20 protein-coding genes are annotated in these 20358 nt (G+C 51.8%); 2 read left to right on the forward strand and 18 right to left on the reverse strand.

The window, feature by feature from the left end:
* Nucleotides 1–78 precede the first annotated feature (78 nt).
* The 10 genes from AC286M_RS27060 to AC286M_RS27105 all read right to left on the reverse strand — a co-directional run bounded on the left by AC286M_RS27060 (nt 79) and on the right by AC286M_RS27105 (nt 8083).
* Complete coding sequence (locus tag AC286M_RS27060; protein WP_488202632.1) at nt 79–822, reverse strand: hypothetical protein; 744 nt, start codon at nt 820–822, stop codon at nt 79–81.
* 50 nt (nt 823–872) lie between these two features.
* The gene (locus AC286M_RS27065; protein ID WP_488202633.1) at nt 873–1346 is read right to left on the reverse strand and encodes a hypothetical protein; all 474 of its coding nucleotides are present in this window, start codon (nt 1344–1346) and stop codon (nt 873–875) included.
* Nucleotides 1347–1379: 33 nt separating this feature from the next.
* On the reverse strand, nt 1380–2279 hold the full coding sequence (locus AC286M_RS27070; protein ID WP_488207338.1) for a two-partner secretion domain-containing protein: 900 nt from the start codon (nt 2277–2279) through the stop codon (nt 1380–1382).
* A 702-nt stretch (nt 2280–2981) separates the two neighbouring features.
* Nucleotides 2982–3470: a tellurite resistance TerB family protein gene (locus tag AC286M_RS27075; protein ID WP_488207339.1), complete on the reverse strand. Its 489-nt coding sequence runs from the start codon at nt 3468–3470 to the stop codon at nt 2982–2984.
* Nucleotides 3471–3652: 182 nt separating this feature from the next.
* Entirely contained in the window at nt 3653–4048 is a 396-nt protein-coding gene (locus tag AC286M_RS27080; protein WP_488207340.1) for a cyclic nucleotide-binding domain-containing protein, read from the reverse strand.
* A gap of 5 nt (nt 4049–4053) precedes the next feature.
* Complete coding sequence (locus AC286M_RS27085; RefSeq protein WP_488207341.1) at nt 4054–4335, reverse strand: cyclic nucleotide-binding domain-containing protein; 282 nt, start codon at nt 4333–4335, stop codon at nt 4054–4056.
* Nucleotides 4336–4615: 280 nt separating this feature from the next.
* Nucleotides 4616–5530 carry a 3'(2'),5'-bisphosphate nucleotidase CysQ family protein gene (locus tag AC286M_RS27090; RefSeq protein WP_488207342.1) on the reverse strand — a complete coding sequence of 305 codons (915 nt, stop codon included), beginning with the start codon at nt 5528–5530 and terminating at the stop codon, nt 4616–4618.
* Between the two features lie 93 nt (nt 5531–5623).
* A complete protein-coding gene (locus AC286M_RS27095; RefSeq protein WP_488207343.1) occupies nt 5624–5977 on the reverse strand; it encodes a DUF1257 domain-containing protein in 354 nt (117 codons plus the stop codon).
* A 120-nt stretch (nt 5978–6097) separates the two neighbouring features.
* Entirely contained in the window at nt 6098–7606 is a 1509-nt protein-coding gene (gene ycf46, locus AC286M_RS27100) for a stress-responsive protein Ycf46 (RefSeq protein ID WP_488207344.1), read from the reverse strand.
* Between the two features lie 114 nt (nt 7607–7720).
* Entirely contained in the window at nt 7721–8083 is a 363-nt protein-coding gene (locus AC286M_RS27105; RefSeq protein ID WP_488207345.1) for a slr0373 family blue light stress response protein, read from the reverse strand.
* A 420-nt stretch (nt 8084–8503) separates the two neighbouring features.
* On the opposite strand from AC286M_RS27105, the gene AC286M_RS27110 reads away from it, so the two are divergent.
* Nucleotides 8504–9016 carry a tetratricopeptide repeat protein gene (locus AC286M_RS27110; protein ID WP_488207346.1) on the forward strand — a complete coding sequence of 171 codons (513 nt, stop codon included), beginning with the start codon at nt 8504–8506 and terminating at the stop codon, nt 9014–9016.
* Between the two features lie 242 nt (nt 9017–9258).
* Complete coding sequence (recQ, locus tag AC286M_RS27115; RefSeq protein ID WP_488207347.1) at nt 9259–11493, forward strand: DNA helicase RecQ; 2235 nt, start codon at nt 9259–9261, stop codon at nt 11491–11493.
* A gap of 111 nt (nt 11494–11604) precedes the next feature.
* Here the strand turns inward: recQ and AC286M_RS27120 are convergent, their stop codons facing one another.
* The 8 genes from AC286M_RS27120 to kdpB all read right to left on the reverse strand — a co-directional run bounded on the left by AC286M_RS27120 (nt 11605) and on the right by kdpB (nt 20328).
* Nucleotides 11605–14295 carry a putative PEP-binding protein gene (locus AC286M_RS27120; protein WP_488207348.1) on the reverse strand — a complete coding sequence of 897 codons (2691 nt, stop codon included), beginning with the start codon at nt 14293–14295 and terminating at the stop codon, nt 11605–11607.
* 365 nt (nt 14296–14660) lie between these two features.
* Entirely contained in the window at nt 14661–15767 is a 1107-nt protein-coding gene (locus AC286M_RS27125) for a universal stress protein (RefSeq protein ID WP_488207349.1), read from the reverse strand.
* Between the two features lie 96 nt (nt 15768–15863).
* Entirely contained in the window at nt 15864–16436 is a 573-nt protein-coding gene (gene kdpC / locus AC286M_RS27130) for a K(+)-transporting ATPase subunit C (RefSeq protein WP_488207350.1), read from the reverse strand.
* Nucleotides 16437–16473: 37 nt separating this feature from the next.
* Nucleotides 16474–16632, reverse strand: a complete 159-nt coding sequence (locus tag AC286M_RS27135) for a hypothetical protein (protein ID WP_488207351.1) — start codon at nt 16630–16632, stop codon at nt 16474–16476.
* Between the two features lie 3 nt (nt 16633–16635).
* The gene (gene kdpF, locus AC286M_RS27140; RefSeq protein WP_488207352.1) at nt 16636–16887 is read right to left on the reverse strand and encodes a K(+)-transporting ATPase subunit F; all 252 of its coding nucleotides are present in this window, start codon (nt 16885–16887) and stop codon (nt 16636–16638) included.
* Between the two features lie 49 nt (nt 16888–16936).
* Nucleotides 16937–17329, reverse strand: coding sequence for a hypothetical protein (locus tag AC286M_RS27145; protein ID WP_488207353.1), 393 nt, complete (start codon nt 17327–17329; stop codon nt 16937–16939).
* 56 nt (nt 17330–17385) lie between these two features.
* Nucleotides 17386–18219, reverse strand: coding sequence for a response regulator (locus tag AC286M_RS27150; protein WP_488207354.1), 834 nt, complete (start codon nt 18217–18219; stop codon nt 17386–17388).
* Between the two features lie 12 nt (nt 18220–18231).
* Nucleotides 18232–20328 carry a potassium-transporting ATPase subunit KdpB gene (gene kdpB / locus AC286M_RS27155; RefSeq protein ID WP_488207355.1) on the reverse strand — a complete coding sequence of 699 codons (2097 nt, stop codon included), beginning with the start codon at nt 20326–20328 and terminating at the stop codon, nt 18232–18234.
* Nucleotides 20329–20358: the final 30 nt, after the last annotated feature.

Consider the following 20358-nt stretch of genomic DNA (forward strand, 5'->3'; position numbering starts at 1 on the left):
TTCAGGAACACCGCATGCCCCATCAGCCGTTGTTCCAATTCCTCCGCAAATCGTACTACGATTAACGCTAGTTCCAACTTATTTTGTGTCAGCGTTCCTGAGCAATGGTCTTCTGCCATTCAACGATGAGGCAATCAGCCAATTGCGAACCCAGTTGTCGTGATAGCGGAAGCCGTTGAGTTGCTCAAAGGGGCATAAGCACCCGCCCATTGCTTTGCGAGTCTTGCGACAAAAGGGATGGAAGTTCCAGAGTAAGGCCATCGAGCGCACCGACTGTTCCGCCGAGTCCCAGAATCCATGAAAATCTTGCATGGCATACAAGATGCGGTCAAGATAGTTCATCGGACGGTCAACCTGATTGCTGGTGCGATAGGCGTCAGGGAAGTCAAAGGCGCGTTGGAAGACGTGAGATTTGTCGTTGAGGCGTCGCAAGCGAGCGTCAATGGCCTGGGGCAACGCGTGGGTGTTCACCCACTCCAGCAACCGACGCAACCGTTGAGCAAAGTGACGTTTGCTCTGGCCCCGATACAGATGCCAAAGCTTGTCGGCTAGTTGCTGACCCAGGACTGGTTTAGAGCGGCACCCATCGCGAATTTTAATCACCTCATGCAGGAAGCACAGAATCCAGACCAGGCCAGGGAATAGCTCCTCCCAAGCGGCTCGGGTGGCCTCCCAACCATCAGTCGTCACCGTCTCGGGCGCATAGTCGGGAACATGATGGGCAGCTTCCTGCTGGAATACCCCATAGGCTGCGGTTAATCCATCCTGACCCGCATTGGCACTGAGACTGGCTCCCAGGACGCACCCTTGCGCCGCTGTCACTGCCAGATAGACTCGCTGCCCGTGCCAATCACAATGCTTCTCATCGGCAACTAGATGGGGGGGAGCGCCGTTTCCCTTTTGAGGGTACTGCCCACAATCGAGGCTCGACCGAACGACTGACAGAGCCGATACCAGTGCATCTCAGAACGGCCCAGCACATAGGCAATCCCCTCATACGACAGGCCATGCTTTCTTAAATAGAGCGCTTTGTCGGCCATCTCCGCCGTCTCGCTCATGTACGGCATCACCAAATCGGGACGCAGTTGATAAGCCTCTCCGGTACTCGGCAGCAAAATCCGCCGGGTCTTGAGCTGTTGACGAGAGGACTCGACCCATCCGTGAAAGCGATAGCCTGCCTCAATCCCGTCGGGAAACAGTTCCGGGTGGGATGCGATCTGCTCGTTGAGATACTGGCGAAAGGCTTCCCGGTCTTCTACTAAGACCTCGTAGTCAAGGTCGTCTGCAATGGGCAGACAAATCGTTTTATCGCCTGCTGTGCCACGCTTGCGTCGTTGCTGAGCCATCGGCTTTGGCCTGCTGAACTCTCTGCCTCAATTCTACTCAACACAAACTTGGGTGGAACTAGGATTAACGGTAATATTCTCTGCCGTAATTCTGAGGCTACCGCCGCTAGTTATACCGGTAGCAACTGCATCATTGGTAATGGCAACATTAAGCAGAGAATTATTGCCAACTGAAACATTTAAGCGATTAGTGTTATCTTCAAAGCCAAAGGTAAAGGCATTATCAAAAGATGCATTTGGAGCTAATGAAATTGGAGTGTTGCCCGCAGAACTACCAATTTCAATAAATCCACCTGGAGCCGTTAATGTTGCACTATTCAGCGTAACGTTTCCGCCTAACAGCATCAGATTCTCGCCCGGATTAACGCTCAGCGAACTGCCATTGACTTGAATATCACCGGGTGTTGCTTGAGACGCCAAAAAACCGCTGGGATCACCATTGAAGGTGAGTAGATTACCTGTGCGGGCATTAAATTGTTGATTAACTCGATTACCGCCGTATACCCCATCAGTAGTCGTGGCCACAAATGAACCATTGATATCAAGTTGCGCTTCGTCTTGGAAAATGATGCCGGAGGGATTGATAAAGAAGAAATTGGCGTCGGCGCTGAGCGTACCATCAATAATGGAAGATGTATTCCCTGTCACCCGTGTCACAATGTTGTTCGCGCCACCGCTGTTAAATGTCACTGTGGCACCGTTGAACACATTGAACCGGGAAAAACTATGGAAGAGGTTCGTGCCGTTTGTGGTGCCTTGGCTAGGCAGAACCACGCCACCGTTTAATCTTCCGGCTGGTCCCATTGTGCCATCAAATACGGCATCCACTTGGGCAAGTACTGGAGGTGCAGCAGTTGAGATCGCACTTATAACGCCACTCACGGCACCAATTGAGAGTAAAGACAATGCAGGCTGGATAGAAGGTTTCATCATAGATTGGGTGGAGCTTATCCAACAAAGATGAACGTTAATCGCTCTAAACTACAGCCCTCTATCTCTAAGGCAGAGGAGCTTATGCAGAATAATACCCCTGCCTAAAAGTAAAAATTGATTTTATTAGCTTTTGTTTGCGTAAGGCGTAAGTCCTTAGAACATCTTTCTATTAAATTATTGTCAAATCAGTTTTGATGGTTGACGTGCCGCGCTTTGCGCGGCACGTCAACCATCAAAACCCACCAAAACAATGTTGATAAATCCCTAGAAATCAACATCTGCTTTTTAGTAATATTTTGGGAGTGAAGATAGAGAAATCTAATTCTGAAAATTCCAAAAGCCAGAATAGAAAAACAGGAGGGAGTCGAAATAGTGCCCTCTATTTTCAATCAAGCTGATACCTGTTTAGAGCCTATCCGGAAACCCTCTCAAACCCCTAGTGTGTCGCGACCAAAGCGAGATATTCGGATAGGTTCTTATTCACATTTTGCACTCCAAACCCAAAGCGGCGACTTTGCCACCGTGATGCGCTAGCAAAATCGCCGCTTTGAGTTCTCAGTTTGCGAAACATAGCGCTACGCGCGCTTAGAACCAGACAGATAGTTTTTGAGAAGCTGCGCTTCGCGCAGCTTCTCAAAAACCATCTGTCCTGACCTCATTTATGCCTAGATTAAGCAACACCACACGCCAATATGGATTTGCTTAAGAGTGATCAATGAACGATTTAATTTGCTGAGCTAAAATCTCAATAATATTATCGTTCCCTGCCAATTCAGCCTTGGCCTCAGTTTCAACTCGCTCTACTGTTTCTGACGGCAATCCCAACAGCTTCACCAACCGTTGGTAAGCAGCCGCTTCTTCTTCGTTGATCTTGTCTTCCTCAGGAGTTCGAGCGCTAGAGCCAATAACTTCGTATCCTAAACGCAAAACCAATTCTTTCTCAGCCTCACTTGTCAGCTTAGGCGTTAATTCCTCTAGTGGAATATTTTGAGTTACATAGTCTTGCAGATCTTGGTAAAGCTTTTGCTGCTGATTGGTATCTTTTGCAAATAAACGGCTGAAGCGATCCAGCATCAAATCAACTTCTTCTTCAGCGAGATGCCCATCCGACCATGCCATAGATGAAACAATTCGCAACAAATTCATCTGGCGGGGAGAAATTGGAGGGGGTGGAGGTGTTTGGAGCGTCATAAAAATATCCTCAAGCCAGCAGGATTAAGAGAGTTTATTCTCAAGTTAATACCAACCTTTTAGCACGGGGATCTCCTATCTTCCACCGAAGTTTTCAATCTTTATAGATTCAGTCGGATCAATTATCCGAAGCTCTGAGCATTTGAGCGCTAACTCAGTGGGCTACTCAGCCTCAACTGAAGTTAGACATAGCCAGCTAAATGCGTAAGCTGCTTCATATGGAGCAGTGATAAGATTTGAGTCTCTTCATTGAGTGAAATCCAGCCCTTGCTATCCAGCTTTTCCATAATTTTGGCTGCTTCCTCAACCTTGATATCGCTGATATCAGCCAAGTCTTGATAAGGAATATTAAAGATATCAATGCCGGTACCCGTTGATTGGCCAAAGCTTTCACCCAAAGCTACTAGTGTGTTAGCGAGCTTAACGGCGGGCGGTTGATGGCGCAATTGGAAGCGAATATTGGTTTGGCGTAAACGACGCACCATCAGTTGCAGCATCCGATGGTGCAGTTGGGAGTCTTTGAAGAGGGTTTGAATAAAGCGTTGAGCGGAAACACTGAGCAAACGCACAGCAGACAAGGCGATCACATCGGTTGATCGGGGGACTCGTCCAAAATGGCCATTTCGCCAAAAAAGTCGCCTCGCCCTAAAATTGCCAGCGTCAAGACCTCGTCCCCACTATGCCGCCGGACTTTAACCCAGCCGGATTCAATAAAATATACGGCATTACCCCAAGCATCTTCCATCAGCACCGCTCGATTGGCTGGATACTCATGCTCGGTGGCAATGGAAAGTAGCCAATCTAGAGTCTCTGGATTTGCGGCATTGAAGAGCGGAAATAGCTCACTGAACGCTTCAGTCTGCATGGAAGACCTTTAAGAAAAGCAATAAACAGGCGGATAAAATAAACGATTTCTACAACCATTGCCGCACAGCCTGCGGTAATGGTAAGCCGGATTGCTTGTGAAAGTAGCAGTTGAACGATATTCAATACTGGAAGCAATCTGACCAATGGTATAGCTATCAAGGAACGGATTAGTGCGTCCTCTCTCGCCTATGTTACCCAGAAATGCTAGCAAAACTTTCAAGCGTATGGGCATTGTAACGCTTGGCTGGCCAATTTTATTGAGCTAGATGACTATCTATTCATTTATCGGCTCGCAGGCTAGCGATGACTGCCTGCTGTAATCGAAACCGAAAGCGATAGATATAGTCTGGCCAGCCAACCAGGATCGGCTGTTGATGGGTCAGTGAATCTAAATCAATACAGCTGGGATCAAATGCGATCGCATTTCCCACTAGGTCACAGCAAATCAGCCCCGCTGCCTGCGCGATCGCCAGGGGCGCAACGGTATCCCAAATCTTTACTTTCTGACTGAGATACACGTACAGCCCTGCTCGCCCCTGCACCACCTCCATCACCTTGAGGCCGAAGCTGCCGATGGTGGAAAACTGCACGTTAGGAATCTGATCTGCGATCGCAGCTCCAAACTGCTGTCGGTCTCGGTAGCCGATCACAATTGTGCAGTCTTGATCCGGTGGGGATGGAGGAGTAGAACGCAACGGTTGAAGCTGTAAGTCGGCTCGGCCAGCTTGAAAGATGCCCCAGTCGGTTCCCCCGCAGTAAAACTGCTCTAGCGCAGGTGCATAGACCCAGCCCGCAATTGGCAGGTAGCCATCCAGCAATCCTGCCATCACCGCATAGTGCGATCGCTGTTCAATAAAATCCGCTGTACCATCGATCGGATCAACTGCCCACAGCCGATGCGCACCGTCTCGGAAGATTTGACGTGACAGAGCATTCTCCTCGGTCACGATACCGTCGTTTGGGAATAAGAGCGCTAATCCCTGCGCTAGCTTCTGATCCAGCAGCCGATCCACCGTTGTGACATAATCGCCTGCGCCTTTAGTAAAGACATCAAATTCCCGCTTAGACTGCTTTCTAGCCTGAGATCCGCAATCTATCATCAACTGCCGGATTTGAGATTCAAGTCGTATAAATTCAGGTGACACCAGCGCCAGCACGTTCAAACGCGAACTAAAGATTGATAGGGGAGGCATGCGTCGCGTGCCTCCCCTATCAATCTACCCTACTAAAAGAAATGGGCCAGCCCTAGAATGGCTGGCCCACAAACTTGGGAACGCTGGGAGATCCTACTTTTGCAGTACCAGCTTGACGTTTGCATTTTGCAAACCGGGGCGCTTAACCTCAGCCAACGTCTTGTTAACGGCGTACTTTTGGTTGATGGAGTTGATGAGTTCAGTCTGATTGTGCTTCTTTGCAACGCCCCAGAGATCAGCAATCAGATCAAAGGAACCATCAGCATTGCGAGACCAGCCGAGGTCATACTCACCTTCTAGAACTGCAACAATGTCAGCCCGTACACGCTGACCGTTGTAGCCACGCACATCAGCTTCAGTCTTAACGGAAATGCCCAGATCGCGCAGGGACGACTTGAGGATTTCAGCTTCGGTGATCTTGGTGCGTAGAGTACTAAAATGAGACATTTCGGATTTCCTCCTGTAGGGAAACTTGAGAGAAACAACGGTTAGATATCGGGAGATGAGTCCCAATTGCTGCTAGCAAGTGCTAGCCTTTCCTCCTGTGGGAGCAGGAGAGAAAGCCTGTTAGAACTCCATGCGCTGATATTCAGCCACGGAGGAGGCGGCAGGACGTGCCCGCTGCCTAGCCCAATCCCGGAGAGCAGTTACCTGCTCATTCATGGTCTTCGAGAGGGGCAGCGTTGACTTAATCGCAGCGATGATGTCAAGCTGGCTGAACTCTCGATCTTGGGCAAAAGCTTCATACATAGCGGCGATAATCGCCTGCTCAATCTCAGCGCCAGAGAACCCTTCAGAAACCTTGGCCAACTGGGGCAGGTCGAAACGGTTGCTGTCGCGACGGCGCTTACTAAGATGAATTTGAAAAATGTCGGTGCGTTCCTGCTCATTCGGCAGATCGACGAAGAAGATTTCGTCGAATCGGCCTTTGCGAAGAAATTCACCCGGTAACCGCTCCACTCGGTTCGCGGTCGCCATCACGAAAACAGGTGACTTTTTCTCCTGCATCCAGGTCAGGAACGAGCCAAAAATCCGGCTAGAGGTACCACCATCGGAATCAGCCGATCCGGTACTACCAGCAAAGGCTTTGTCAATTTCATCAATGAAGAGAATACCGGGAGAAATCGATTCGGCTGTCTTCAAGGCGTTGCGTAGATTAGCCTCTGAGCGACCCACCATCGAGCCATCATAAACCCGACCCATATCCAGTCGCAGTAGCGGCAGTCCCCAAAGACGGGCTGTTGTCTTAGCAATCAGCGACTTACCACATCCGGGTACACCCAAAATCAGCATTCCCTTGGGCTGTGGCAGGCCGTATTCTCTGGCCCGCTCGGTGAAGGCGTCAGAGCGCTGCTTCAGCCAGTGCTTTAGCTCTTCCAAACCACCAACAGAATCGATGGTTTCATCCTCTTCGATGTACTCTAGGATGCCGTTGCGGCGAATCAGCTGCTGCTTCTCAGATAGGACAATGTCAACTTCCGATTCAGTCAATCGTCCAGCGGTAACATGGGCTTTCCGGTAAACCTTTTCAGCCTCATCCCGCGTTAAGCCGAGTGCTGCTTTGAGCAGCTTTTCCCGCACTTCAGTGCTAATACGCTTGGAGCGAGAGCGCTCTAGCTGTTGAGAAAGCACCTGGTTTAGCTCAGCCATATCAGGCAGAGGGAAGTCGAGCATAACGACTTCTTTCTCCAGCTCGATGGGAATTTGCTGGACAGGTGACATCAAGATAATAGTTTTATTTGATGCCTTAAAACTTGCGATCGCATCTCTCAACCAACGTGTAACAGCTGGTGAATCGAGAAATGGGTGCAAATCCTTGAAAATGAAGATGCCCGGATCTCGTTGACGGACTACCCACTCAATGGCGGCTTCTGGTGAAACCGTGTTGTGCTGGGTGACGCTACGGGGCTGTCCATATTCCACAACACCGTGCGTTACCGTCCAAACAAATATACGCTGTTGAGGCTTTGCTTGGGCAATCAGCGAAATGGCTTGCTCAGCACGCTCCTCCTCGGATGTAACCAAGTAGATCAGCGGATATTGAGCTTGTATTAGGATGCTCAGCTCCTCTTGCATGACCAATAACCCTCGGAGAAATGTTGCAAATCTGCCATTTTGACCGAACTTGAGGCCTTAGCCGCCAACCAAAATTGCGGCTATCAGCTAGACCACTGCCCGACAACTAAAACTTCATCCACATGGAACAAGCTCTTCTCCCTGATGATCAGGGCGATCGGATTGAGAGTGAACGCCAGAGGTAGCACCCACTGACAACTCCTCGTCTGACAATACGCCGGGCTGACTTGACAAAGACGCCATCTTTCCTTCCCTCAGCACCATTGCACTGGCGCAATCAGGACAGTTGTAGACCTGATGACTCTTGCCGTGGGTAGAGCATTCAAACTCATCGACTACATCTCCATGCGTCAGATAAAAAACGATCGCACGCTGAGCGATTTCAGACATCGGTTCTGCATCAACAGCTGAACGGATTTTCAGCTGACGATGTAGTTCTGGTGGGAGATATAGCGTAACCTTCTGCTTGTCTTGCATATCACAGCTCATTGATGTGTACCCGGGTATTGAGCATACAATATCGGCTGCACTAGTGGGCTGTCAAGATGGTAAAACGTTTTGACGGCATTATTGTTACTTTGCTTAACATTAGCCAGCTATTCTGAAGTTGAGCGACTGCTTAGGATTGCTGCAAAATGTTGCGAAGCGTATCAAACCGAGGCGGACATGTGGGGAATTGTTCTGGTATTGGCAAAATGAAGGAATGCCTCAGCCAGTTTTTTACTTTTGGGGTGTATCTATGAAATTAGGATGGTTACGTTGTGAACCCGTCTGGCTTGTGGCCCCGTTTGGTTTGTGGCCATTGTATTAAGACTGATCACAACATCATTCGTAATTGATTCGTGTTTGACTGAGCTAGTTTGACTGAACTAGAGCGTGCCGTTGCACACAACATCTATGACTTCTTACTCATCTTTGTCTGTTTCTCATCTACCCAATCAAATACCCAATCGAAGTTTTCAAGCACTGTACCAAGATGGATTAGAGCAGCTCATGCGGCAGCAATATGCAAAAGCTGCTGATAGGTTTAGCCAAGCTCTACAAATTCAACCTGAGAATGGGGAATTGTGGTACCAACATGGCGATGCGCTATCGAATTTAGAACGGTATCCAGAAGCGCTCGACAGCTTCCAACGAGCCTTAGCCTATTGTCCAGAGGAACCCAAAATCTGGGTTTTTCAGGGTGTGACGCTGCTGCATTTAGATCGGGTCAAGGCGGCTTTAGCTAGCTGCGAACATGCACTTGCGATCGCACCTGACCATCGGGAAGCCTGGCTGTTTCGAGGCGTAGCCCTGCACCGTTTAAACCGTTACTCCGATGCCTACGCTAGCTATCGTCGCGCCTTGGAACAGCGACCCACGCCGCACCGCTCAGTTTGGCAGCGGCTCACGGGCTGGCTAGCCAGCTAAAGATTCGGTAGCCCTCAAAAAATAATGAGTTTCACGACCCAAAATTAAATTATGTCTACTTGTAGGGGTGGGTTTTGCTGATCAGTTTTTACTAGGACTCATAACTAACGGCTAAACCCGCCCCTGCGGTTATTTAGATGGATACTGGGTTAAACACGATTCTTAAGCAATCTTCCAGCATCCGTTGCAAGCAGAGAGAGTAAAGCTACAATAGCTTCGCCGAGCATTCACGATAGGGATTTGTGATTCAGACCGAAGCGCTTGATCTTCAACGATCGCTGAAACAATTTTTTGGCTACGACCAGTTTCGTCCCGGTCAGCAACAGATAATTGAAGCCTGCCTAAACCATCAGGATGTCATGGTGGTGATGCCGACGGGCGGCGGTAAATCGCTCTGCTTCCAGCTACCTGCCCTGTTGCAGTCCGGTTTGACGATTGTGGTGTCGCCCCTGATTGCCCTGATGCAGGATCAGGTGGAAGCTCTCCAAGACAATGGCATTGGCGCAACATTTCTTAACAGCTCGATTGGCTTTGCCGAAGCGCGATCGCGGATTGCCCAAATCGAAAGCGGAGCAATTAAACTCCTATATGTGGCACCGGAACGGTTACTCAGCGATGCCTTCTTGCCACTGCTGGATGAAATCGCTGCCGAACGCGGCATTGCGGGATTTGCGATTGATGAAGCTCACTGTGTCTCCGAATGGGGACATGACTTTCGGCCTGAGTATCGTCAGCTCAGCATGATCCGCCAGCGCTATTCCTCGGTACCCGTGATGGCGCTGACCGCAACGGCGACCGAGCGCGTACGTCAGGACATTCTCCAACAGCTCCGGCTGCGGCAACCCCTCGTTCACATTGCCAGCTTTAACCGCACAAATCTGTATTATGAAGTGCGTCCCAAAGCGCGGCAGTCATACGCAGACCTGCTGCGCCAGATTCAAAACACTGAAGGTTCGGGCATTGTTTACTGCCTCAGTCGGCGACGAGTCGATGAAACAGCGGATCGGCTTCAGCAGGACGGCATCGCGGCTCTGCCCTACCATGCTGGCCTCAGCGACAAGGCGCGACGGACTAACCAAACCCGCTTTTTACGCGATGACGTGCGGGTAATGGTCGCCACCATTGCCTTCGGCATGGGGATTAACAAGCCCGACGTGCGGTTTGTGATTCACTACGATCTCCCTCGCAATATTGAAAGCTATTACCAGGAATCGGGCCGTGCAGGGCGTGATGGCGAACCCGCCCACTGCACGCTCATGTATAGCCCCGCTGACATCAAGCGCATTGACTGGATTATTAATCAGAAAGTCCATCCCCACACTGGGGAGCCGCTAGAGCATGAGCAGCGGATCGCGCGCCAGCAGTTGCGGCAGGTGATTGACTACGCCGAGAGTACAGTATGTCGCCGCACAATTCAGCTCAGCTACTTCAGCGAGAGTTTTCCGGGCGACTGCGGCCAGTGCGATAACTGCCTCCATCCCCAGCCCGTTGAAGACTGGACAATTGAAGCCCAAAAGTTTCTCTCCTGCGTGGCCCGCTGTCGTGAACGCTTCGGTATGAGCCACATCATTGATGTCCTGCGCGGTTCGCGTAAGCAGCGGATTAAGCAGTACAAGCACGATCAGCTTTCTACCTACGGCATTGGCAAAGACCGCAGTTTAGACGCCTGGCGACTGCTGGGACGTTCTCTCTTACAGCAGCAACTGGTGGACGAAACCAGCGATGGTTTTCCGGTTTTGAAACTCAACGCCCTCAGTTGGGAAGTCATGCGGGGACAGCGCAAAGTACATGTGGCTGTGCCGCCAGAGATTAACGAACCGCCTCCGGTAATTGAGGAAGAACGGGGCATGACTCCTGAAGCAGACATGCTGCTCAGACGCTTGCGGGCATTGCGTAAGCGGCTAGCCGATCAGCAGTCGGTACCGCCCTATGTCGTATTTGCTGAGTCCAGTCTCCGGCTAATGGCACAGCGTCGTCCCCAAACCCTAACAGCTTTTTCACAAATCTCCGGCGTCGGCAGCCGCAAGCTGGAGCAGTACGGTCAGTTGTTTACAGAAGAGATTCGAGCGTTCTGTGAAGAACATGGTTTACCGACTCAGGCAGACACGGCTACCGTTGAGTCAATGCCCACTGCGGAAGTTCTACCCACAGAAGCCTACCTATCGAGCACCCACCTGCAAACGCTGAAGCTGCATCAAGATGGACTATCTCCAGAGGAGATTGCGGCTCGTCGCAATGTTAAAGCGCGCACGGTGTATGACCATTTAGCCTGTTTGATTGAATCGGGTCAGCCCGTATATATCGACGGCCTAGTGACTCCTGAGCGGCAAACGGTGATTTGGCAGTTGATTGAGAAGACCCAATCAGAGCGACTCAAGCTGCTTAAGGATGAGCTAGGAGATGAGTATAGTTACGATGAAATCCGCCTAGTTCTGGGCGCTTGGCGCTGGGAAAACAAGCAGAAACGTGCGTTTTAGGAAAACTCACATTTTGCACCAAAACTCAGAAGGGTGGTTTTGCCGCCGCATCTCGGCACCAAAATCGCCTCTTCGGGTTCTCAAAGTGCAAGGTGCAAGATGAGAAAGAAGCTACTCTAGCTGTTCTAGCAGTAGCCGCTTCTCGCTGCGCACAATTTCCCAATAGGTAGGCTCTACCGCATCCAGTTCAACCGAAATCGATGTTATGCCCCAGCGGATCAGAGACTTAATCAGCTTGGGGGCACGGACTGGCGCTTGACCGCAGATCGAGCAGGGAATGCCGTGCTGACGAGCCGTTTTAACTAGCTGTTCAATTGCTGCAACGACCGCTGGGTGACGTTCATCATAGGCTGCTGCAAGTTGAGCGTGATCGCGATCGATGCCCAGCAGGAGCTGAGTTAAATCATTAGTACCAATGGAAATGCCCTGGATGCCCGCTTGAATGTAGCTAGGCAGGAGAAAGAGTACCGATGGCACCTCTGCCATCATCCAGAGCTGGAAGTTAGGCGTGTCAATCCCAGCCTGAGCAATCCGCTTTTGACAGAACTGCACTTCTTGAACCGATCGGACAAAAGGCAAAATCAGCCGCAGATTGTCATAGCCACTTTTCTGTACCTGTGCGATCGCAGCTAGTTCTAAATCAAACAGCGTGGGATCGAGCTGATAGCTAAACGTGCCGCGAATGCCCAGGACTGGATTTTTGCCCATGACCGATGGTTGCGTTTGGCCCATTTCGTAGGAGCGCCAGTCGAGCGACCGATAAGAAACGGGGCGCGGCGACATGACTTGGGCAAAGGGGAGAATATGCTCCGTCAATCGCTCTACAAAGGCGGCGGCTGAATGACGAGACAGCCAAGCGCTGGGATGCTCTCCCTCAAACGCTTCCAGCAGCATAAGTTCAGATCGCAGTAAACCAACACCGTCCAGCGGCAGCGATCGCAGTTTTGGCACCGACTGAAGCTGACTGGCATTTACCCACAGCTCAGTGGCCGTGGGAATCCGCTGGAATTCTAGCTTAGGCGTGGCGGGAACCTGCTTCCATGCCTCTAGTGAAGGTTGCAGCGAGGTCAGTAAGTGAGAAGATCGTTCAGGTTGAGGGGATGCCGCTGGGCGTGGCATATTTGGTTGGTGAGCAGTTTGGTCGGTTTGAGATGGGGGCTGCTCGAAGTATAGGTGCGACTCGCGGTGCTGTTCGCTGTAGACATGGCCTAAATCACCATCGATATAAATGCGATCGCGATCGCGGATTTGCTGGGTTACACCGGCAGCACCGACGACGGCAGGAATGCCTAACTCGCGCGCAATAATTGCCCCGTGACAGGTCATACCACCCTGTTCTGAGACAATACCAACCACCTGCTTCAGCCACGGCAACCAAGCGGGTGTCACCTCGGTAGTCACCAAAATTGTCCCTGCGGACAAAGCCCGTGGTTCCGCGTAAGGATCGGTTATCACCTGCGCAGTACCGCTAGCCCGACCCGTCGAAGCCGCCAGACCGCTAATCAGGAGTAAGTCTCGCTGCGCTTGATCGGCGTGATCTGCTGCCTCAAGAGCGGCTAAAACGGACTCTGGCACATCGGCTCGGTTAATCCGCGTCGGTTGCCCAGCAGATAACATTGGGTTTGCGGGTAAATCTGCTGCTGCGAGTTCTGATGTGCGATCAGTACCGTGGGGCAAAGTGCGATCGCGCCACCGCACAACTTGAGGCAACAAAAAATCCGGATCGTAGCGATGGGTTTTGGGATTAACTTGTGTAATCAGCAATTGAGCTGCTGGATGATGCGACTGATGATTCGGTGGCTCCAGTGTGCCGTATATCCACTCCAAATCCAGCGTCGTTCCTAGAGCAATTCCCGCTGAATGGGCAATTTCGATCAGTTGGTGCAACGTTTCAGTGGATGAAAACAGGTTAATCAAGGTTGGATCATCAACAATTTCAACCTGATAGGGGGTGGCACGGGTCTGAGTGGCTAAACCCAGTTGGTCAAATGAGTCTGCATCAGGTTCCTCCTCATCGGAGTTGTTTTCACGAGCAGTTGCCCGTAAGCGATATTCGAGGAACTGCTGTCCTGGTAAATGCCGATCAATTTGTCCCGGTTGTAGCGTAATCCACCACTGTTCCGGCGTTGCTTCCCCGCGCGTTAAAGCTATTCCCTGACCCTGTACGGCTTCAATATACGCGGTGTAGGTCATGTCCGTACTCAGCCGAAGATTGCCTGCGATCGCAACGTCGGCCAAGGGCTGCACCAGTACCGCAACGTTAATTTGCTCCAGAGAAATCTGCGATCGCTGCCAGTACACCAGGCTCTTGGCCCGAAACAGTTCTGCCCAGAGTCGGCGCAGGTGATTCGTTAGCTCCGCCACTGTTGTCCGGCAGCATTGAGTCTCCAGTAAACCGCGAATCCGACCACCTAACTGTGGATCAATTCCTGTGCGCAGGGTTAACGAAGGTCGCAGGATGGCCGCAGAAGAGGATATCTCTTCAACGATCTGCTGTAGGCATTCGATAGCAACCCCAGGCAGTGGCGTATTCAAAATCGCCTGCCGAATCTGCTGGGCAATTGACTTGAGCTGCTGAGCATCGTTGACATCTAAATGCAGCGTCGAGTTGGGTAAGTCAGCGAACAGCGGCTCGAGCCACTGAATAGACTTCAAAAACGACTGGAATACCGGAGCGGGAACTACATAACCAGGCACAACTGCGTATCCCCGATGCTGTAAATCGGCAAGATAGAATGCCTTATCACCCACAGAATAGTGGTCAGATGGCTGAATCTGGTCAAGCCGATAAAGATGAGTCATGGGCGAAGTCGCGGGTTCTCATTAGCCACAGTATCAGTTTATGGTTTGTCAAAGCTGCCGCGTATGTTTCTCATAAAAAATTGGGTTTGGGGCAGGAAGTTGAGGGTAGGAGGGAGTGTGATTCGTTCCTAGCAAAAGGACGGCACGGCAATCGCCAAACAGTCCATAACCTAGGGGGAGAGCTTAGCAAATTTTGTGAGTGAAGAAGACCTTCCCTAGTTCAGCAGCGGCATGGCGCAAAGTTGATACCTATCAACTAGTAGTCTGTCAAAGTAAAGATGAGGGGTAGAAGAATTTTGAAAATATTGCTCCGCAATATTTTCAAAATTCTTCTACCCCTCAAAACACACTTGACAAAGCACTAGCTAAGTATTCGCAATGATGTGTAGATCAACAAACGGGAGCGATCGCATCAGCCGCTGTACGATTGATCCCTTAATCAACAACTGCCAGCGGGAGCGACGGGTCTCACCCAAAACAATCTGAGTGACCCGCTCTTGGGTCGCAACTTCAACGATCGCTGACACAATATCGAGCGCTTCGACCCGAATAAATTCGCCTTCAAACTCTCGGCATAGCCGTTCACAGGTTTCAATGTGCAAGGCTTCTGGCTTTGACAAAAACTTGCCCTTAGAAGCCACAAATAGAACAAACAGTCGTCCATTCATATGATTAGCAATCCGGGCTCCCCGCCGCAGGAGCTGAATAGAGTCTGGATAGGTCGAAATACACACCAAAACCCGCTCTTGAATGTTGCAGTGGAGATGTTGATCCGCAGCAACCGATCCTTCCTCAATATTGTCGGCAATTTCGCGCAGCGCTAATTCTCTCAGAGCAATTAAGTTACTGCGGCGAAAAAAGTTGTGCAGAGCCTGGTCAATCTTTTCAGGCGCGTAGATTTTGCCCTCTTGTAGCCGTTCTTGCAGCATCTCTGGCGTGACATCGACCACGACAATTTCATCTGCATCATCAATCACGCGATCAGGGATGCGCTCCCGCACGACAACTCCAGAAATGCGATGCACCAAATCATTCAGGCTCTCTAAGTGCTGGATGTTAACTGTTGAGTAAACGTCAATCCCAGCTTCTAAAAGTTGTGCGACATCCTGATAGCGCTTTTCCCACTGGGAACCCGGCACGTTGGTATGGGCTAGTTCATCCACCAGTACCAGTTGAGGAGCCCGTTTCAAAATGGCTTCTGTATCCATTTCTTGCAGTATGACTCCCCGGCAATTCACTCGTTTACGTGAAATCACGTCTAAGCCTTCAGCCTTGAGAGCCGTCTCCTCCCGTCCGTGAGTTTCTAGTAGCCCAACCATCACATCGACACCGTCTTGCTTCAGGGCGTGCCCTTCTTCCAGCATTCGGTACGTCTTGCCGACACCGGGTGCCATGCCGATAAAGATCTTATGTTTACCTCGACGAGAGGGCTTTTGGTCGCTAGCAGAGGCGATGGCGGCGGGGTTGTACATATAGGGAAAAGGTTGAAAAGGAAAAGGGGTGAGGATGGGGTTAGAACAGTAGAACGTTTAAAGGTTAGAACGTTCAAACGTCTCAACGTTAAAGGGCTAGAGCTGATCTAACGCCAGGTTGAGCGTGACGGTGTTGACGGCGGGTTCGCCGAAGATGCCGAGGAATCGTCCTTCGGTGTTTTGTTGAATCAGGGTTTGTAAATCGTCAGGGGAAAGGTTGCGGGCGGCGGCGATCCGGTCGATTTGGGCTAGGGCGCTGGCGGGGGAAATATGGGGGTCTAAGCCGGAACCGGAACTGTAGAGCAGGTCAGCGGTCGGTTCAATGTCGGCAGCTTGCAGAATGTCGGCTCGTTCTTCGGTTAACACCAGCAGGTCGGGGTTACTAGGAGCCAGGTTGGTGGCTCCCGATAGGCCAGTGGGGGCAGCGTCTTCGCCAATGCTGTAATTGACTGCGCTGGGGCGGCTCCAGAAATATTCTTCACTGCTGAAGGCTTGACCAATTAGGGTAGAGCCAATTACTTGTCCTTGTTCAGTTGTGATCAGGCTGCCATTGGCTTGGACGGGAAAGGCAATTTGGCCAATTGCAAAAATCAAGAGCGGATAAATGGCTGCGGTCAGAACCCAGAGGACAGCAGTGGTGCGGATGCTAACGACCAGATCTCGAATCATGGCTAGTCTTCTCCCTCGTGATAAGAACAACAAATTATTAACCGTGAGAATTGAAGTTTGAGGTCGAGTCTGAGCCTTTACCGTGGCGGCGATTGTGGCGCTCACGAACTCGCTCTAGCTCTACTTGCTGGATGCGACGCTGCATCCGAATTAAGCGAAGCTGCTCGCGGAATTGGTTGATGAGTTTTTTCAACATGATTTAGAAGCGCTCGGGTTGCAGGATGACGGCAGTGAGATAGATGGCAAGACCGACGACGACAAGGCCGAGTAGCCCTAAGGCATAGGCGTTGCCACGGCTGAGGGTGCCATCGGCGGCATAGAGAGCAGGTGCGATCGCAACATTCAAACACAGGCCAATCAATAAGCCCCACGCCACACGATGTCGCCGCTGCTGGATGGATTCGAGGCAAATATCAACGAGTTCGAGAAGCTTTAAGTTGAAGAGAGTCATTAGATTAGTCTCCGTTGATAATCATTAGGGGGTGTAATCAGTCACGTATTCAGTCACTAAAACTGGGTCGTGCTCGGGTATGATTCGATGCTGCTCTATCCAGGTTTTCCTGGGCAGGTTGATGGCAGGGATTAAGGCCAAGGGCAGCCCGGTAGAATTTAATCGCGGTTAATCGATCGCCCAGATATTCGGTGATTTGTCCAATCAGCGTTAGACTTTCAGGCCGCTCAGGCGACAGCTTAAACGCTTCTCCAATCAGTTCGCGGGCTTGTTCAAAGTCTTGGTGTTGAGCGCACTGGCGAGCTAGGTTGATCAACTCGTCATAGTTGGCGGGTATGGGGAGCGGGGGGATATCTGTAGCGGGTTTTGTTGATCTGCCTGGTACTGGAGATGATTCAGATACGCGATCGGACTGAGATTGGGAATTTGAGAAAATCATCATGCTTAAGTCCTTAAACTAAATCAACACGCTAAACACCAAATCAGGAACGGCTTGATTCAGTCGCTCACGCTAAATCGAGGTCGTTCTTTACTGTGATTGGTGACGGCTCGGTCTAGGTTTTGCTGGGCAGGTTGATGGCAAGGGTCAAGACCGAGAGCAGCCCGGTAGAGTTTAAGTGCTTCCAACCGATCGCCACAGTATTCAGTAATCTGTCCGAGTAAGGTTAGACCCTCCGGTCGATCAGGGGATTGTTTGACAGCCTCACCGATCAGCTGGCGAGCTTGGTCAAAGTCGTGTTGCTGCGCACAGTGTCGAGCGAGGCTAATTAGCTCGTCGTAGTTTGCTACCCCCAAGTTGTTGGGTAGGGGATGGCGGAGTGCTTCGGCCACGACAGATTGAATTCGCTCAGGATTAAACGGGCGCTGTAGATAGCCATGCGGCTCTTGGATGAAGTCCACCGCACCTTGCTTCATGGCGTTTACAGCATCCTCTAAATTACAGCGATCGCAAATCATCACAATGCGGGTACTGGGATAGAGTGACAAAAGCTGTCCTAGCAGTCCGCCTTCAGCCTGTCGAGAGATCGCTAAATCTAAAATCACCAGATCGATTGGCCGCTGCTGCAACTGTTCAAAGGCAGTTTCCCAGTTCCCTGCTGAGTCCACCCGATAGCCAGCTATCTGGAGATACTGCATTAATGTGAGCCGCGTATCGGTGTCGTGATGAATGATCAAGATACTGGCGGCGGGAACAGCGGATAGTGCGGTGCTGTTTTCGGTTGCAGGAGAGGCTAACGATTGATCCGCAGAGGTTTCCATTTGGTTATCCGATGCCTGAGATGGCTCGGTTGAACGATTGGACTGAGATCGTGAATCAGAAAAAATCATCATGCTTCGGTTCTCCTAAGCTAAGCCCACGCTGCCAACTGCCAAATCAATCAGCTTGATGGCGATAAAGGGTGCGATGACGCCGCCCAAGCCAAAAATCAACATGTTGCGCTGTAGGAGTTGGTTGGCGGTCAAGGGCCGGAACTTCACGCCTTTGAGAGCCAGCGGAATGAGTACCGGGATGATCAGAGCGTTGTAGATCAGCGCCGATAGCACCGCTGACTGGGGGCTGTTCAGGCCCATAATGTTGAGGGCACCAATGCCTGCGGCGGCGAACATGGCGGGGATGATGGCGAAATATTTGGCGATGTCGTTGGCGATGGAGAAGGTGGTCAGCGCCCCCCGCGTAATCAAAAGCTGCTTACCAATGGTGACCAGGTCAATCAGCTTGGTGGGGTCGGAGTCGAGATCGACCATGTTGGCGGCTTCTTTGGCGGCCTGGGTACCGGAGTTCATGGCTACACCGACGTTGGCTTGGGCCAGGGCGGGGGCGTCGTTGGTACCGTCGCCGGTCATCGCCACCAGTTTGCCTTTGGCCTGTTCGGCTTGAATCACCTGAATCTTGTCTTCGGGGGTGGCTTCGGCGACGAAGTCATCGACCCCGGCCTCACGGGCGATCACGGAGGCGGTGATGCGGTTGTCGCCGGTCAGCATGACGGTTTTTACGCCCATGCGTCGCAGCTGGTCGAAGCGTTCGTGGATGCCGGGTTTGATGATGTCTTTCAGGTAAATCACCCCGTAGATTTCGTCCTTGCGGCAGACGGCGAGGGGGGTGCCGCCCAGTTCGGAGACGCGGGTGAAGGCAGCCTCTAAGGATTCTGGAGCATGGCCACCCCGCGATCGCACAAAGCCGCGAATGGCATCTACCGCTCCCTTGCGCACCTCATCGCCGTTTGGCAGGTCGGTGCCGCTCATGCGGGTGCGGGCGGAAAAGTCCACCGCTTCAGCCCGATCGCGGTTGAAGCCAAGTGTGGCTCCCTGCTTTTCAGCCAGTCGCACAATCGATTTTCCTTCAGGCGTGGTATCGAATACGCTGGCCGCCAGTGCTACCTCAGCTACGTCTCGCATCGTGTGGCCGTTGAGGGGAATAAACTCTTCCGCTAAACGGTTGCCCAGAGTAATGGTGCCTGTCTTATCCAGCACCAGGGTGTTGATGTCGCCGCAGGCTTCCACCGCTCGCCCGGAAGTGGCTACAACGTTGAACTGCGCGACCCGATCCATCCCGGCAATGCCGATCGCGCTCAGCAAACCGCCGATAGTGGTGGGAATCAGCGCCACCAGCAGCGCGATCAGAATGGTGATGCTGACTGGACTGTTGATGTAGGTGGCGGGAGTGGGGATCGTCGCCACCACAATCAGAAATACTAGGGTGAGCACCGCCAGCAGCACCGTCAGGGCAATTTCGTTGGGGGTTTTGCTGCGCTCGGCCCCTTCCACCAGGGCAATCATACGGTCGAGGAAGCCCTTGCCGGGGTCAGCGGTAACGCGAATGATCAGCTCGTCGGAGAGAATGCGGGTGCCTCCGGTGACAGAACTGGCCACATCGGAACCGGGTTCCTTGAGCACGGGTGCCGATTCTCCGGTAATCGCTGACTCATCCACCGAGGCCACCCCATCCAGCACTTCCCCATCGGCGGGGATGATGTCGCCAGCAATGACCTTAATGCGATCGTCCCGGTGCAGTTGGGTAGAGCTGATTTCCTCAAGAGAGCCATCCGGGCGCAGGCGGCGAGCTGTGGTTTCCGACTTGGTGGAGCGGAGGGCATCGGCCTGGGCCTTCCCTCGGCCTTCGGCCACCGCTTCGGCAAAGTTGGCGAACAGGATGGTGAAAAACAGGATCGCCGTCACCAGAGCGTTGAATAAACGGGGGCCTTCATCCTGTACCGGGCCAAAGATGAACGGGTTCACCGTGAGAATGGCCGTGATGATGGTGCCAACCCAGACCACAAACATCACCGGGTTTTTCACCATGACGCGAGGGTTGAGCTTGGCAAAGGCCTGGCCAAAGGCGCGCTTGTAAAGACCAGAGGTGTCCACTTTAGGGGTATGGCGGCGATTTTCACGAGGGCCGCCGGGTTGGCGGGTAGCCGTTTCCGTTTGTTGAGCAGTCATAAGTAAACTCTGAAAGGTTCAAAAAGAGCT

It is taken from the genome of Thainema salinarum CENA647, assembly GCF_057732415.1.